This window comes from Lysobacter brunescens, from assembly GCF_042677005.1.
Taxonomy (GTDB): Bacteria; Pseudomonadota; Gammaproteobacteria; order Xanthomonadales; family Xanthomonadaceae; genus Lysobacter_I; species Lysobacter_I brunescens.
Genome location: NZ_JBHTIF010000007.1, coordinates 1 through 16005 on the forward strand (window position 1 = coordinate 1; position 16005 = coordinate 16005).

At 69.4% G+C, this 16005-nt stretch carries 13 protein-coding genes; 4 read left to right on the forward strand and 9 right to left on the reverse strand.

Annotated elements, in window-relative coordinates; translation table 11 throughout:
- The 6 genes from ACFQ0E_RS18720 to ACFQ0E_RS18745 form a co-directional block, all read right to left on the reverse strand.
- A partial coding sequence (locus tag ACFQ0E_RS18720) for a sensor domain-containing diguanylate cyclase (RefSeq protein ID WP_386826474.1) occupies positions 1-2260 on the reverse strand: 2260 nt, incomplete at its 3' end.
- 194 nt (positions 2261-2454) lie between these two features.
- Entirely contained in the window at positions 2455-5355 is a 2901-nt protein-coding gene (locus ACFQ0E_RS18725) for an EAL domain-containing protein (protein ID WP_386826476.1), read from the reverse strand.
- A 274-nt stretch (positions 5356-5629) separates the two neighbouring features.
- Positions 5630-6853, reverse strand: coding sequence for an endonuclease/exonuclease/phosphatase family protein (locus ACFQ0E_RS18730; RefSeq protein WP_386826478.1), 1224 nt, complete (start codon positions 6851-6853; stop codon positions 5630-5632).
- Positions 6850-7638, reverse strand: a complete 789-nt coding sequence (locus ACFQ0E_RS18735) for an arginyltransferase (RefSeq protein WP_386826578.1) — start codon at positions 7636-7638, stop codon at positions 6850-6852. Before ACFQ0E_RS18735 ends, ACFQ0E_RS18730 begins: the two co-directional genes overlap by 4 nt.
- Before the next feature lie 134 nt (positions 7639-7772).
- Positions 7773-8942, reverse strand: coding sequence for an RNA polymerase sigma factor (locus tag ACFQ0E_RS18740; protein WP_386826480.1), 1170 nt, complete (start codon positions 8940-8942; stop codon positions 7773-7775).
- Between the two features lie 10 nt (positions 8943-8952).
- Positions 8953-10161 (reverse strand): RNA polymerase sigma factor, encoded by a 1209-nt coding sequence (locus tag ACFQ0E_RS18745; RefSeq protein WP_386826482.1) that lies wholly within the window; start codon positions 10159-10161, stop codon positions 8953-8955.
- Positions 10162-10346: 185 nt separating this feature from the next.
- On the opposite strand from ACFQ0E_RS18745, the gene ACFQ0E_RS18750 reads away from it, so the two are divergent.
- Complete coding sequence (locus ACFQ0E_RS18750) at positions 10347-11147, forward strand: EF-hand domain-containing protein (protein WP_386826484.1); 801 nt, start codon at positions 10347-10349, stop codon at positions 11145-11147.
- Positions 11148-11428: 281 nt separating this feature from the next.
- On the opposite strand, the gene ACFQ0E_RS18755 is transcribed toward ACFQ0E_RS18750, so the two are convergent.
- Together ACFQ0E_RS18755 and ACFQ0E_RS18760 are read right to left on the reverse strand one after the other, a co-directional pair.
- Complete coding sequence (locus tag ACFQ0E_RS18755) at positions 11429-12238, reverse strand: putative signal transducing protein (RefSeq protein ID WP_386826486.1); 810 nt, start codon at positions 12236-12238, stop codon at positions 11429-11431.
- Positions 12239-12242: 4 nt separating this feature from the next.
- Positions 12243-13145 carry an acyl-CoA thioesterase gene (locus ACFQ0E_RS18760; protein WP_386826488.1) on the reverse strand — a complete coding sequence of 301 codons (903 nt, stop codon included), beginning with the start codon at positions 13143-13145 and terminating at the stop codon, positions 12243-12245.
- A gap of 162 nt (positions 13146-13307) precedes the next feature.
- Here ACFQ0E_RS18760 and ACFQ0E_RS18765 point away from each other — a divergent pair, with 162 nt between their 5' ends.
- Positions 13308-14168, forward strand: coding sequence for a pirin family protein (locus ACFQ0E_RS18765; protein ID WP_386826490.1), 861 nt, complete (start codon positions 13308-13310; stop codon positions 14166-14168).
- Positions 14169-14310: 142 nt separating this feature from the next.
- On the opposite strand, the gene ACFQ0E_RS18770 is transcribed toward ACFQ0E_RS18765, so the two are convergent.
- Positions 14311-14889 carry an N-acetylmuramoyl-L-alanine amidase gene (locus tag ACFQ0E_RS18770; RefSeq protein WP_386826492.1) on the reverse strand — a complete coding sequence of 193 codons (579 nt, stop codon included), beginning with the start codon at positions 14887-14889 and terminating at the stop codon, positions 14311-14313.
- A 23-nt stretch (positions 14890-14912) separates the two neighbouring features.
- Between ACFQ0E_RS18770 and ACFQ0E_RS18775 the strand changes: the two genes are divergently transcribed.
- Together ACFQ0E_RS18775 and ACFQ0E_RS18780 are read left to right on the forward strand one after the other, a co-directional pair.
- Positions 14913-15413 (forward strand): MOSC domain-containing protein, encoded by a 501-nt coding sequence (locus ACFQ0E_RS18775; protein WP_386826494.1) that lies wholly within the window; start codon positions 14913-14915, stop codon positions 15411-15413.
- 56 nt (positions 15414-15469) lie between these two features.
- Complete coding sequence (locus tag ACFQ0E_RS18780; protein WP_386826496.1) at positions 15470-16000, forward strand: YqiA/YcfP family alpha/beta fold hydrolase; 531 nt, start codon at positions 15470-15472, stop codon at positions 15998-16000.
- Positions 16001-16005: the final 5 nt, after the last annotated feature.

Consider the following 16005-nt stretch of genomic DNA (forward strand, 5'->3'; position numbering starts at 1 on the left):
CGGCGAGCCGCAGGATCGGCTGGAAATGCGGCTCGAAGGCGTCGTGCATGATCGCGCGGCGCAGGTCGGCTTCCAGATCGAGCAGGCGCATGGCCTCAGCGCGCATCTCCTCGCCGAAGACCTCGCTGCGGTTGCGGCCGAGGCGCTTGGCGCGATACATCGCCGCGTCGGCATCGCGCAGGAGTTCCTCGCTCTTGCGGTAGCGCGGATGCCACAGGGCGATGCCGATGCTGGCGGAGGGAAAGATCTCGCGGCCTTCGATCCACAGCGGCTGTCCGATGGCGCGGAGGATGCTGCTCGCGTAGTGCCGGGCCTGGTCCGCGCTCTCGACGTTCTCGACGAGGAGGGCGAACTCGTCGCCGCCGAGTCGTGCGACGAGATCGTCGCGGAGGATGAGCTGGGAGATGCGCCGGCTGCACTCGACCAGCAGTTCGTCGCCTGCGACGTGTCCGACCGAATCGTTGATGAGCTTGAACCGGTCGATGTCGAGGAAGAGGACGGCGAAGGGTCGGGCATCCGCACTCGTGACGCGCATGATCGCGTCGTCGAGGCGTTCCTGGAGCTGGGCGCGGTTGGGCAGGCCGGTGAGCGAGTCGTGGCGGGCCTGGTGGCGCAGTCGCTGTTCGGCGCGGAGTCGCTCGGCGATCTGCTCGCGCAGCTCGCGGTTGGCGTCGGCGAGTTCGCGTGTGCGGGTCTGGACGCGGGTTTCGAGCTCGGCGTGCGCGGCGACGAGGGTGTCCTGCGCACGCTTGCGGGCGAGGGCGGCGTCGATGTGGTGGGCGACGAAAGTGAGCAGTTCCTGGTCGCGGTCGATGAAGCCGATGCTCTCCGTGTAGCTCTGCACGCCGATCACGCCGCTGACGACGCTGTCTCGTGTCAGCGGTACGCCGAGCCAGCAGCAGGCCATCGGACCGGGGCCGAGGTTGTGCACCAGTCCACGGGCTTCGAGCGTGAGGATGTCCTCGCGTCGCGCGAGCAGCGGCTTGCCGGTGTCGATCACGTACTCCGTGAGACCCTTGCCGCGCGGGCGATCGTGGACGGTGCTCGTGTCGATCTCGTCGGCGACGTAGGGAAATTCGATGCGCTTGCCGTCCGCGCTCTGCAGCGCGATGTACAGGTTCTTCGCGTAGAGCAGTTCGCCGATGACGCCGTGCAGCGCCGCGTAGAAATCCTCGAGGCTGGTCGTGCCGACCGACAGTTCGGTGATGCGGAACAGGGCCTTCTGCAGCTTCTCTGCGCGTTCGCGCTCCAGCACTTCGTTCTGCAGTTCCTGGTTCGCCTGTTCCAGCGCGAGGGTGCGTTCGCGCACGCGGCGTTCGAGTTCGACCTGGGCGGTCTTGCGGTCGAGCGCGGTGAGGATGTGCTGGCCGACGTATTCGAGCAGGGCCTGCTCCTCGCTGCCGTAGCAGTTGGGACGCAGGTAGTCCTGGACCACGATCGCGCCGCAGACGCTGGCGTCGCGCAGCAGTGGCACGCCCAGCCAGTCTTCGCTGACCGGGCCGCCGGTGCCTTCCTGGTAGGGGATACCCAGCGATTCGAGGATCTTCAGCGGTCGCCCGATCAGCGGTTTGCCGTGGCGGATCAGCACCGACGTCAGCGGCGTGAACGACAGGGGATATTCGACCTCGGGATTGGCGATGAATTCATGCCGATGATCGGCGAAATAGAGGAAGCGGATGCGATCGTGGGCTTCGACGTACTGGACGATGAAGAAGTTGTCCGCAGGCATCAGCTCGCCGACCACGCCATGGATGCGCGCGAGCATCTCGCGCATTTCCAGGTTCGAGCCGGCGAGGTCGGAGATCTCGTACAACGCGTGCTGCAGGCGCTTGGACTTCTCCAGCGCCTCGATCCGTGTATCGGCATCGGCCAGGCGCAGGCAAGCGGCGACGAGGTCGGCGGCGAGCGGCGTCCAGTGGCGATCGATCCAGTCGCTGTCGGCATCGGGGCGTCGGCGCAGGCCGATGCAGACGATCCCGTTCGCGCGTTCGAAGCGCTCGACCTGCAGATCGCCTTCCACCGCGTGGGCGTTGCCGTCGAGCGCGGCGCGCGTGCGATCGCGCAGGACATCGTCGCCGCCTTCGTCCAGTCCGCCTTCGCCCAGGACCCGGTGCCGCCATGCGATCGCCACGCGTGCATCCGGTGGCGCCGCGCGCAGCAGCGGTGCGAGTGCCGCTTTGAGGCCGCCGCCGACGGTCGGCGGCGGGACCTCGATCGCGTCCACCGTGGTGTCAACCGTTTCATTCCTGCTCAGGATCATGGTGATGTGCCCGTACGGCTGCCATGTCGACCTGCGAACGCAGAATGTCGGGAAAAAGCCCAAATACCGCCAAGGTCGCTCCCTGACAGTCGCCTGGCGCCGTCCCTGTCGCGCGCCCCTGACACGCAAGCATCATCCATGCCATTCCTGATGGCATCCCTGCCGACACCGCGTCCCGCAAGACCGGACTCCGCTCAGTGCAGCCCCTGGCGATGGCGGAAGGACGATGGGTTCCGGTCGAGCATCCGCGGCTTGCCGAACAGATAGCCCTGTCCGAACTGGCAGCCCTGCTCGACGAGGATCTCGCGCTGGGCCTCGGTCTCGATGCCTTCGGCGATCGTGTCGATGCCCAGGGTCAGGGCCATCGCCAGGATCGCGCGCACCAGCGCCAGGCTCTCGGTCCGGGTCTCGCCCTCCAGCCCCGAGACGAAGCTGCGGTCGATCTTCAGGCCCTGGATCGGGAAGCGGTGCAGGTACGACAGCGCCGAGAAGCCGGTGCCGAAGTCGTCGAGCAGCGCCTCGATGCCGTGGCCGCGCAGGTCGCGCAGCACCTTCAGCGCCCGGCTCGCGTCCTCGATCAGCGCCACCTCGGTGATCTCGATGCGCAGCCGGCGCGGGTCCTGGCCGGCTTCGTCGAGCATGCGCAGCAGCCGATCGGAGAAGTTGTCGGAGAGGAAATGCCGCGGCGACACGTTGATCGAGACGTAATCCTTCGGGTACTCGCCCATCGATGCGACGACGTGGCCATACATCAGCCAGTCGACCTGTTCGATCAGGGCGCTGTCCTCGCCGACACCGATGAACTCGGCGGGCGTGAGCAGGCCTCGTTGCTCGTGGTTCCAGCGCACGAGCGCTTCGTAGCCGACCTGCTGGCGGTCGGCCAGGCGCAGGATCGGCTGGAAATGCGGCTCGAAGGCGTCGTGCATGATCGCGCGGCGCAGGTCGGCTTCGAGGTCGAGCAGGCGCATGGCCTCGGCGCGCATCTCCTCGCCGAAGACCTCGCTGCGGTTGCGGCCGAGGCGCTTGGCGCGATACATCGCGGCGTCGGCGTCGCGCAGGAGTTCCTCGCTCTTGCGGTAGCGCGGATGCCACAGGGCGATGCCGATGCTGGCGGAGGGAAAGATCTCGCGGCCTTCGATCCACAGCGGCTGTCCGATGGCGCGGAGGATGCTGCTGGCGTAGTGCCGGGCCTGGTCCGCGCTCTCGACGTTCTCGACGAGGAGGGCGAACTCGTCGCCGCCGAGTCGTGCGACGAGATCGTCGCGGAGGATGAGCTGGGAGATGCGCCGGCTGCATTCCACGAGCAGTTCGTCGCCTGCGACATGTCCGACCGAATCGTTGATGAGCTTGAAGCGGTCGATGTCGAGGAAGAGGACGGCGAAGGGGCGGGCATCGGCACTCGTGACACGCATGATCGCGTCGTCGAGGCGTTCCTGGAGCTGGGCGCGGTTGGGCAGTCCGGTGAGCGAATCGTGGCGTGCCTGGTGGCGCAGTCGCTGCTCGGCGCGGAGTCGCTCGGCGATCTGCTCGCGCAGCTCGCGGTTGGCGTCGGCGAGTTCGCGTGTGCGGGTCTGGACGCGGGTTTCGAGCTCGGCGTGCGCGGCGACGAGGGTGTCCTGCGCACGCTTGCGGGCGAGGGCGGCGTCGATGTGGTGGGCGACGAAGGTGAGCAGCTCCTGGTCGCGGTCGGTGAAGGCCACGCCTTCGGTATAGCTCTGCACACCGATCAGGCCCTCGACGACACCGTCGCGGGTCAGCGGCACGCCCAGCCAGCACCAGGCCAGCGGCCCGATGCTGCGCACCAGTCCCTGCGCCTCCAGCGCCTGGATGCCTTCGCGCATCGCCAGCAGCGGCTTGCCGGTGTCGATCACGTATTCGCTCAGACCGCGCGCGCGCTTGCGGCGGGTCAGGGTCTTGGTCTCGATTTCGTCGGCAGCGTAGGGGAATTCGACGTAGTCGCCATCGGTCGAAAGGAGCGCGACGTAGAAGTTCCGGGCGTACAGCAGTTCGCCGATGATCGAATGCAGGTCGGCGTAGAAATGTTCGAGGCCGGTGGCGCTGACCGACAGTTCGGTGATGCGGAACAGGGCCTGCTGCAGCTTCTCGGCGTGCTGGCGTTCCAGCACTTCATTCTGCAGTTCCTGGTTCGCGCGCTCCAGCGCATGGGTGCGTTCGCGCACGCGGCGTTCCAGCTCGACCTGCGCGGTCTTGCGATCGAGCGAGGTGAGGATGTGCTGGCCGACGTATTCGAGCAGGGCCTGTTCTTCGCTGCCGTAGCAGTGGATGCGATCGTAGTCCTGGACCACGATCGCTCCGCAGACGCGGCCGTCGCGCAGCAGCGGCACGCCGAGCCAGTCTTCGCTGAGCGGACCGCCGGCGTACTCCTCGTGCGGGATGCCGAGCGATTCGATGATGTCGCGTGCCGAGCCCACCAGCGGCCGGCCGTGGCGCAGCAGCGCGGCGGTCATGCTGTGCAGGCCTTCGCCGAGCGGATACACCGTGTCGGGATCGGGGTCGAACCGGTCGCGGCTGTCCGCGAAATACAGGTATCGAATGCTGTCGTCTTCGTCGTCGTAGTGGACGATGTAGAAGTTCTCGGCCGGCATCAGGTGACCGACGACGCGGTGGATGCGCGCGAGCATCTCGCGCATTTCCAGGCCCCAGCCGGCGAGGTCGGAGATCTCGTACAGGGCCTGCTGCAGGCGCTTGGATTTCTCGAGGGCTTCGATCCGGGTGTCGGCATCGGCCAGTCGCAGCATCGCCCAGACCAGGTCGCCGGCGAGCGCGAACCAGGTCCGCTTCACCCCGGCCCGTTCCCCGCCGGCCTGTTCCGTCCAGCCTTCCGGCGGCGCATCGTCGAAGGCTACTCCGACAGCAACGCGTTCGGCGCCGCGATCGGAGCGGCCGAGCCAGGTTCCTTCACGAAGAGCGGTGTCGCCGTCGCCGGGAGCGGCATCGAGATGGGCGACCACTGCGCGCTGCAAAGCGTCGTCCGCGCCCGGGCAGCGATGGCTGCCGAGGCCGAGCTGGGCATGATGCCAGGCGATGGCGATCCGGGTCCCCGCGGGCAGTGCGCGCTGCAGCGCATCGACCACCGTGCGAGCGGCGGCTTCGGCTGTCAGAGTCCCCCCGACCCTTCCCCCCGTCCCTGCATCCACATCGTGTTTGCCAAGGATCATGGCCTGAGCATATACCCAAAACCGGGCGTTGGAAGCGCTTCGCAACGGATGCCGGTCACTTTTTTCCGCGACCGTCGGAGATGGCCGGGCGGTGCCGCGAATCGCGTCTGCGACAGGATGGGCCGTGTCCCGGGACAGTCCCGTGGACGCTGTCGTGGACCTGGCCGCGATGCGGTTTCAGCCTCCCGCTTCAGTCATCGAAGAGCAGGTCGACCCACACCGCATGATGGTCGGAGGCATGTGCGATCGCGGCGTCCGCGCTGTCCGGCGCGGGCCAGAACACACCGCCGCTGCGCCAGCGCAGCCCGGTCGAGGGCAGCACGTAATCTAGGCGCAGGTTGCCGACCCTCGGGCCGAAGTCGCCGGTGTCCTCGGCCGGGTCGCCGACGTGTTGGGTATTGGCGCCGCCGGCGCGGCCTGCGGCGATCGCCGCGCCTTCGCTGCGCGGCGCTGGGTGGCGCAGCACGCGCGGGTGGTCGATCAGGGCGCGGATCGCGTCGTGGCGGCCGTCGCCGTCGTTCGGATCGTTGTTGAGGTCACCGGCGATCACGAAGCGTTCGCCTTCGGCCAGGCCGCCGCAGCGTCCCTGGTCGTCGCAGAGCCAACTGTGGTCGGCCGGATCGTTGTCGAGGTATTCGCGCCACAGACGCAGTTCGTCGGCGTTGCGCGCGCCGTTGCGGTCCTCGGGGCCGTCGAACACCGGCGGCGTCGGGTGCGAGACGAGGAAATGCAGCCGTCCCAGCGGCGTGCGCACCGGCACGTCCCAGTGCGATTTCGACGACAGCCGCAGCTGCTGCCAGATCTCGTCGCGGTGGAAATAGCCGCGCTGCGTCGGATGGTAGGGCCGGATCGCATCTGGCATCGCGCTCCAGCGCAGCAGTCGGAAGCTGCGCACGGCATCGCGTTCGATCGGATAGCGCGACAGCACCAGCATGCCGTACTGGCCCGGGTGCAGGCCGTAGCCCCAGGCATCGTTGCCGCGGTCGCGCCCCGCGCCGCCGCTGCTGCCGTTGCCGTCCAGGTCGAGGCCGCTCGGCTCGCCGGTGTTGACCGGCGCGAAGTAGCGATGCGGATAGTGCAGGGCATCGCCGCCGCCGGTCTGCGGCACTTCGAGGTAGCGCTGCTGGAACAGGTCGGCCGCACAGCCTTCCGCGTCGTGGTCGAATTCGTTGAGCAGCACCAGGTCCGGGCGCAGGCGCTGCAGCACCGCCGCGACCTTGCGCGCGCCCTCGTCGCCGGCTTCCAGGCGGCGGATCACGCCGCCGTCGGCATCGTCGTAGAGCGAGACGTTGTACGTGGCCACGCGCAGCGGTGTGTCTGCCGCCTGCGCCAGCGTGCGCCCGGACGTCGCGCAGGCGGTGGCAAGGATGGCGGCGATGGGAAGTGCGGCGAGGCTGGCGTGGCGTGCGGTCATCGGTCGTCTGCGGGCAGGGGCGGGGCGTCGTGGAGGTCGAGCCGCCAGCGCTGGCCGTCGAAGGCTTCGAGCGGCCTGTAGCGGCGCTTGTAGGCCATCTTGTCGTGGCCGTCGATCCAGTATCCGAGATAGAGATGACGCTTGCCTTCGCGTCGCGCCCAGGCGATCTGCTGCAGGATCGCGAAGGTGCCGAGGCCGCGATCGGTCGCATCGGGGTCGTAGAAGGTGTAGACGGCGGACAGGCCGTCCTCGACGACATCGGTGACCGCCGTGGCGAGCAGCGGGCCCTGGCCGTGGTCGCGGTGCGCGCGGATTTCGAGGAAGCGCGATTCCGCCCAGGTGCTGACCAGGAACTGGTCGAACTCGGCCTCGCCGTGGCCGTCCATGCCGCCGTTCGGATGCCGCGCGCCCAGGTAGCGCTGGTAGAGCGTGAAGTGTTCGTCGCTGCGCATGGCCGGCAGCACGCGGGCGTCGAGGTCGGCGTTGCGTTCCAGGCAGCGTCGCTGGCTGCGGCTGGGCTTGAAGTCCGCGACCGGGATCCGCACCGCGACGCAGGCCTGGCAGGCGCGGCAGTGCGGCCGGTAGATCAGGTTGCCGGAGCGGCGGAAACCCCACTGCAGGGCCATCGCGTACTTGCGTGCGAGGCGGGGATCGCCCGGGTCGAACACCAGGTCGCGGGCCTTGCGCTCGGGCCAGTAGCCGCAGGGATGTTCCGAGGTGTGGAACAGACGCAGCGGTTCGTCGAGGTCGGCGCCGGAGTTCGTCACGCTGCGGTGCCTCCGCAGGTGGCGCAGTTGGACAACAGGAGGCGGAGCATCGGGGCGGATCGCGGCATGCGTGCAGGATACCCGCCAGGCCGGGAACCGAACACGCCGATCCCCGCTGCCGCCGCGCATGCCGTGCAGGACGCCGTCTGTCGTTACAGCCGTCCCGAGGCCACGAGCCCGGCGATCAGTCCGCCCAGGCCGCAGATCAGGCCGATGCCGGCGCCGAGCCAGCACTGGATGCGCTCCTTCCGCCGCTGTCGCGCGGCGCCGACGGGGTCGCGCTGCGCTTCCAGCGCATGCCGGCGCGCCAGCACGCGCGGCTGCACGACCATCGACTGGTGGAAGACCACGGCCATGAACACCAGCGTCGCCAGCACCGGCAGCAGCCAGCCGTCGTCGAAGCGGGTGAGCAGCAGGATCGAGACGAGGAAGCCCACGGTGGCCAGCGAGTTGACCACCGCGCTGCGGATCAGGCCGCGACGCTCCTCCTCGTCGATCGCGCCCTTGAGCTGCTTGCGCGTGCCCAGCCAGATGCCGGCGAATGCGGCCAGCATGCCGATGCCGATGCTGCCTGCCGCGCCGAGCGCGATCTTCGACAGGCTGTTGGCGCCGCCGACCGCGCCGGCGGTGAGGATCGCTTTCGCGGCCACCGGCGGCGCGGCGGTCGCCAGGGCGGTCGCGACCACGGCGGTGAAAGCCGCGCCCGGTGCGCTGGACGCGGCGAAGTCGCCGAAGCGCCGCAGCAGGTCGTCGCGCAGGCTCTGTCGCGCGCGCGACAGGCGCTTGCGCACGGCGGCATCGGACAGGCCCAGCAGCATCGCCACCTGCTGCGAACTCTGGCCTTCGCGGTAGTACAGCAGCAACACCTCGCGGCTGTCCTCGGGCAGGCTGGAGATCAGATCGGCCGCCGCGCGCTCGCGCTCGTCCGCTTCCAGCCACTCCGACGGTGTCGGCGACGGATCTGCGGCCAGTTCGATCGCCAGTTCGGCGCCTTCGCCGTCCAGCGGGCGATGCCGTCCGGCGCGCAGGTGGTCGCGGGCGAGGTTGCGGGTGATCTGCCGCAGCCAGGGCAGGAAGCTGGCGGGATTCTGCAGGCGCTTGATGTGCTGCCAGGCGCTGAGGAAGGCATTCTGGGCGATGTCCTCGCTGGCCGGCACGTCGCGGGTGATCGCCAGCGCGACGGCGGTGACGGTGTTCTGGCAGGCGGCGACGATGCGACCGTAGGCGACGCGGTCGCCTGCGCGGGCGGCCGGCAGTTCGCGGCCGATCAGGGCATCGATGGCGGTGAGGTCGGTCATGGCGATGCCGGTGTCGTTCTGCATGGCGGCCACCTCAGGAGAACACGCGCCACAGGGCCTGCACGGTGGTCGCCATGCCCGATCCGCCGTAGTGCAGGGCGATGTGGAACAGCGGCATCGACAGCACGTAGAAAATGCCGGTCCACACGATCGCGGTCGGCCCGTAGCTGTAGTCGTAGGCCTTGTAGCGCTTGGCTGCGCCGTCCGGGTCGCGGCCCCTGTCGCGTGCGATCAGCGGCAGCAGCGTGCGCCGGATCGCCAGCAGGGTGCGCAGCGAGACGGCTTCGGCCACGATGGTCAGCAGCGTGGTCAGGGCGAGGCTGTAGCCCCAGATCGCGACCGCGAACACGATCGTCATCCACAGCAGCGTCCAGCGCAGGTAGCGGTGGTACGCCGCGAGGATCGCGTCGCGTTCTTCCAGGGTTTCGGCATAGGCCAGGATGAACCGCCGGGTGAGGTGCGCCGCCAGCCAGCCGCCGGCGATGCTGCCGCCGATCACGCTGCCCACGCCGAGCATGCCGGCCAGGCTCTTGCCGGCGACGCCGCTGCCGACCGCGCCCGCGCCGAGGGTGGTCGCGGCCACGGCCGCCGCCGGCTTGGTCGCGATGCCCAGCCCGGTGATGACCGCCGCCGTGAACGCGGCCGAGGGCGCGGAATTGCGCGCGAATTCGCCGAAGCGTGCGAGCAGGTCGTCGCGGATCTGCTGGCGTGCCCGCGACAGGCGCTTGCGCACGGCGGCGTCGGTGATGCCCAGCAGCGTCGCTACCTGCTGCGAACTCTGGCCCTCGCGATAGAACAGCAGCAGGGTTTCGCGGCTGTCCTCGGGCAGGGCGGCGATCAGCTCGGCGGCGGCGGCCTCGCGTTCGCCGTCGAGCACGTGGTCCATCGGCTGCGGGCCGGGGTCGGCGGCGACCGCCAGCACCAGTTCGGCATTCGCGCCGTCCAGCGGCTGGTCGCGGTAGCGGCGCAGGTGGTCGCGGGCCAGGTTGCGCGCGATCTGGCGCAGCCAAGGCAGGAAGCTGTCCGGGCTGTGCAGGCTGTCCAGCCGCTGCCAGGCGTTGAGGAAGGCCTCCTGGGCGATGTCCTCGCTGGCGGCCACGTCGCGGGTGATCGCCAGCGCCACGGCGGTCACCGTGTTCTGGCAGGCCGAGACGATGCGGCCGTAGGCCACGGCGTCGCCGCCCCGGGCGGCGGGCAGGTCGCGCTGGATGAGTTCGTCGAAGGTGAGGGCGGCGGCGCTCATGGTCGGAATGGTCTCAGTCGTCGTGCAGCAGGTTCAACCCATGACGCGGCAGCGCGGCGGATGTGACCAGGGCGCAGATCGCGACCTGCCGCCGGTCAACCCGGGCGCCCGGCACGCGTTGATCCGGATGTGCGCATGCATGCAGCATCCAGACATTCACTCCCGACTCCTACACAGGAACCCTCATGAAACCCATCGTACTGCTCGGCACAGCGCTGATCGTCGCGACGACCGGCATGTCCGTCATTGCCCAGACCGGCCCGGCCGGCCAGCGCGGCGAGCGCATGGCCCAGCTCGACACCAACAAGGACGGCGCGATCGACCGCAGCGAAGCGGCCAAGGCACCGAAGCTGCTGGAACACTTCGACCGGATGGACGCGAACAAGGACGGTCGCATTTCCGCCGAGGAACGCCCGCAGCGCGGGCGCCAGGGTGGTCGCCAGGGCGGCCGGGGCGGCGATCGCATGGCCCAGCTCGACGCCAACAAGGACGGCGCGATCGACCGCAGCGAAGCGGCCAAGGCACCGAAACTGCTGGAACATTTCGACCGGATGGACGCCAACAAGGACGGGCGCATTTCCGCTGAGGAGCGCCCGCAGCGCGGCCGTCACGGCGGCCGGGGCGGCGAGCGCATGGCCCAGCTCGACGCCAACAAGGACGGCGCGATCGACCGCAGCGAAGCGGCCAAGGCGCCGAAGCTGCTGGAACACTTCGACCGGATGGACGCCAACAAGGACGGTCGCATTTCCGCCGAGGAGCGTCCGCAGCGCGGTCGTCACGGTGGCATGGGCGGGAAGGGGGGCCGTGCGAAGCTCGACACCGACGGCGACCAGCGCGTGAGTCGCCAGGAAGCCGCGCAGCGGCCGCAGCTGAGCGAGAAGTTCGCCGCGATCGACGGCAACAGCGATGGCTACCTCAGCCGCGATGAAATGCAGGCCTACCGCCGCGAGCACGGCAAGCGCCCGCAGGGGCCCGCCAAGCCGTAAGCGGATGCCTTCGCAGGCGGCGGATGCGTTCGAAGCCCAAGCCCCCTTTGGAAAAGGGGGCGGCGTCAGCGGGGGATTTGCTTTGCAGGCATGACGGGGCCGCGACTTGTGTCTCTCCCGCAAGAGCAAATCCCCCCGCCGCGCGGTGCGCGTCGGCCCCCTTTTTCAAAGGGGGCGAACCGGCATGCGCGGGCGAACCGGCAGGGCGGATGTCAAAGAGGCTGAGCTGCGTAGCTCAGCCCGTACATGCACTCGGGAAGACGAAACGATCAAGCCTCCGCTCAGAGCACGATCCGCTTCACTTTCCACACGGTGTCGTCGCGTTGCACTTCCAGCGTGCGCACGTCCTCGCGGCGCGTGCCGTCGGGCCCCTGGTCGGCGATGACCAGGCGCACGGTGCCGGTGCCCCAGCCGTCGGTGCGGTAGTCCGACACGTCGATCGACAGCAGCGACATGGCATCCGCGCCGCCGCAGGTCGAGGCCGGGCGCAGACGCTTGCGGTCGGCCTTCAGCTGCTCCAGGACGCGTTCCGGCGGATCCTTGCCGTCCACCGACAGACAGGCTTCCGCGCCGTCGTGGGCGCGCAGTTCGACATCGATCAGCATCGCCGCCAGCGCGCTGGGCGTGTCGACGACGTGGGTGTTGGCTTTCGGGGCCGGTGCCGCAGCGGCCGGCGCGGGCGTGGCGGTGGGCGGTGCCTTTCGCGACGACAGGAAACCGATGCCCATCGCCACGGCGATCGCCAGCAGCAGCCCGCTCTTGATGCGGAAGGCCTTGCGCTTGCGCGCCGCGATCTCGTCCTCGCCGCGCGCGTCGTGCGGCGTCGGCAGGTAGCTGGTCGGCGAGCGGCCGGAGTCGAGCAGGCCCATCTCGCGCAGGATCTCGCGCGCCTTCGGCTGGTCGTCGGAGGTGACCACCCAGACCGCAGGGCGGACGTCGCCTTCGGGGCTTTCGCGATAGCTGAAGCTGCCGCGCCGGCTGCCGCGATACGAGCGGCCGTTGGTCACGCGGGTCTCGATGCCGTGCTCGTTGAGCAGGGCGGCGACGCGCTCGACGTTTTCGAGGCGGGGACTGCTGAATACCTGGCGCATGGGATCAGTGCCCTGCCTTGTCGTTGTCGAGGACGCGAATCATGCCTTCCTGCGAGGTGCTGGCGATCAGATGGCCGGCGCGATCGAAGATCTGCCCGCGGGCCAGGCCGCGCGCGTTCTGCGCGCTGGGGCTGTCGATCGAATACAGCAGCCAGTCGTCGGCGCGGAACGGGCGATGGAACCACATCGTGTGGTCGAGCGAGGCCATCTGCACGTTCGGCTGGTAGTAGCTGATGCCATGCGGGAAGGTGGTGGTGCCGAGCAGGTGGAAATCACTGGCGTAGGCGAGCAGGGCGCGATGCAGCTCCGGCGCGTCGCCGACCGGCTCGGACAGCTTGAACCACACCTGCTGGAAAGGCGGGCGCTTCGGCGGATTGAGTTCGTCGCGCGGATAGATCGGACGGAATTCGAACGGACCCATGCGGTTGAGCCAGCGCTGGATCTTGGTCGGCAGCTGCGCCAGCTTGTCCGGCGGCAGCGGCGCGGTGGGCTCCACGTCCTCGGGCATCGGCACCTGCGGCATCGGCAACTGGTGCTCGGCGCCGACTTCGTGGACCTGGAACGAGGCAGCGCAGACGAAGATCGGCTGGCCGTGCTGGATCGCGGTGACGCGGCGCACCGAAAAGCTGCCGCCGTCGCGGGTGCGGTCGACGTCGTAGACGATCGGGTGTTCGATGTCGCCGGCGCGCAGGAAGTAGGCATGCAGCGAATGCGCGTCGCGCGCGCCCTTGGCCGGATCATCCTTCGTCAAATCCAGCGTCGCCTGCGCGGCGGAGAGTGCCTGGCCCAGCACCTGGCCGCCGAAGACATATTTCGTGCCGATGTCGCGGCTCTGCCCGCGGAACAGATTGTTTTCCAGCCGCTCCAGCGACAGCAGTTCGATGAGTTCGGAGACGGGCGAGGTCATGGGAAAGCCGGTGGGGACGTGCCGCGATTATAGGCCGGCCCGGTGCGGACCGCCCGTGAACGCGGGCCTGCGAGGCGGCAAGACGCATCGTTGCCCGGATGCGTTCTCCGCCCCCGGGTGCTGCGTGCGACGCTGGCACCGTTCCCGCGACAGGTTCCTGCCATGACCACCCTCATCGCCCCGCGCGTCCACGACATCGGCGGTTTCGACGTCCGCCGCGCCGTGCCCTCGATCCAGGCCCGCAGCGTCGGCCCGTTCGTGTTCGCCGACCACATCGGCCCGGCGGTGTTCGCCCCCGAGACCGGCATGGACGTGCGCCCGCACCCGCACATCGGCCTGGCCACGGTGACCTTCCTGTGGTCGGGGCGGATCCACCATCGCGACAGCCTCGGCACCCGCCAGGACATCGGCCCGGGCGATGTGAACTGGATGACCGCCGGGCGCGGTATCGCCCACTCCGAGCGCACGCCGGCCACGCTGCGTCCGTCCGGCCACGCCCTGCACGGCCTGCAGACCTGGGTGGCGCTGCCGAAGGCGTACGAGGAGGTCGAGCCGGCCTTCCATCATCATCCCGCCGACACCCTGCCGCGCGCGGAGACCCCAGGTGCGCTGCTGCGCGTGGTCGCCGGCCGCGCCCATGGCGAGGAGTCGCCGGTGCAGGTCTTCGCCGACACCCTGTACGTCGCCATCGACCTCGACCCCGGCGCCGAGGTCGAGCTGGACGCCACGCATCCGGAGCGTGCGCTGTACGTGCTCGAAGGCGAGACCCAGCTCGATGGCACGGACATCCCGCCGATGCACCTGGTCGTGCTCGATCGCGGCGCGCGCCACCGCCTGCGCGCGAAGACGCCGGTCAAGGCGATGCTGCTCGGCGGCGAACCGCTCGACGGCCCGCGTCATCTCTGGTGGAACTTCGTGTCTACGTCGAAGGACCGCATCGAACAGGCCAAGCGCGACTGGATCCTCGGCAATTTCGGCCACGTGCCCGGCGAGACGGAGTTCATTCCGCTGCCGGTCCGCTGAGTCGACATCGAAGTCTGCTCTTGTGGGAGCGACGCAAGTCGCGATGCTCTTCCGGCGGGCTGTCGCGACTTGCGTCGCTCCCACCAAATCCCTCCCTCTTCTTTGCGTCTTTCCTGCAAAACCCGGAATTTCCAGCGCCGCCTTACGGCGTCAACCGCTCCCATCGCACGCCCTGCATGATGCGTTCCCATGGGAACAGCGGCCCGGGGTCGCGCTTGCGCGGCACCTGCACGGTCGGGTCGTCGAGGGCCTGTTCCATCTCGCGGTCGAGGTCCTCGTGGCCGGCGATGAATTTCACCGAGGGGAACTGCGCCTGCAGGTGGGCTAGCAGCGCGATCAGCGCGGCGATCTGCGCCTCGGGATAGGGCTCGTCCATCGCCTGGTGCTTCGAGTCGCGCCAGTGCGGGTAGCGGCCGGTGTTGACCAGTTCGATGCCGATCGAGCGCGGGTTGTAACCGCGCACGTGGTGGGCGATGCGGTCCGGGCGCACGTACAGCAGCACGCGGCCGTCGCGGTCGATGTAGTAGTGGCCGCTGTTGCCGGTGCCGCTGCCCTCGTAGAGCACGCGCTCGCCGAACTCGCGGGCGGACGCCAGCGTCGGCGTTTCGGTGCAGTGGACGACCACGAGGTCGATCTGCGACAGCGGGCGGGCGTCGAGTTTCTGCTCGTAGGGCAGGGGATCGATTTCGACGGGCGGCATCGGCGGCAGGTCGGGCAGCATGGGCCGGATGCTAGCATCTGCGCATGTCGCTCCCGCTCCCCGGTTCCGAACTCCACGCCCTGATGACGCAATTCCCCCGCGCCGGCACCGTGCGCTGGATCGGCCTGCGTCCGGCCCGCGACGTGCCCATGCGCGAGGTCGACAGCGCCGAGGCCATCGCCGGCAAGGGCCTGCGCGGCGACCGCTACGGCAGTGGCAGCGGCAAGCGCGGCATCACCCTGATCCAGGCTGAACACCTGCCGGTGATCGCGGCCCTGGCCGGGCTGGACGGCATCGCGCCGGCGACCCTCCGTCGCAACCTGGTGGTCTCCGGCCTGCCGCTGATCGCCCTGAAGGGCCGGCGCTTCCGGATCGGCGAGGTGCTGCTGGAAGGCACCCAGCCCTGCGATCCCTGCTCGCGGATGGAAGCCGCGCTCGGGCCCGGCGGCTACAACGCGATGCGCGGCCATGGCGGCCTCTGCGCGAAGATTCTCGAAGGCGGCACCCTGCGCATCGGCGATGCGGTGACCTGGGTCGAGACCTGATCGCTCGCCTTTCTTTTCCTTTTTCACGCTGCATCACTTTCCCAGAGGCTTCCCGCGTGCCCGGACACTGCATTCTTTCCCATGGCTTCGAGAGCGGCCCGGACGCCACCAAGGTGACCGCGCTGGCCGAGGTCGCCGAGCGTTTCGGCTGGACCCACGAGCGCCCCGATTACACCGACCTGGACGCGAAGCACGAGGTCAGCCCGGTGGGCGACGTGGTGGCCCGGCTCGAACGCCTGCGCGGGCTGGCCCATGCGGCGGCCGCGCGCGGCCCGCTGGTGCTGGCCGGCTCCAGCCTCGGTGCCTACATCTCGGCGCAGATCGCCTTCGAGGTCCCGGTGCGCGCGCTGTTCCTCATGGCACCGCCGCTGACCATGGGCCCGCTGCCGGCGCTGGATGCGCCCGCCGTGCCGGTTTCGGTGATCCACGGCTGGGATGATGAACTGATCCCGGCGATGGCGGTCGCACAGTGGGCGCAGTTGCGCCGAGCGCGCTTGCTGCTGGTCGATGACCAGCACCGTCTTTCCTCGCACGTGCAGGCCTCGGCCGATGCCTTCGCTGCGCTGCTGGCGGAGGTGGCGGCATGACGGCG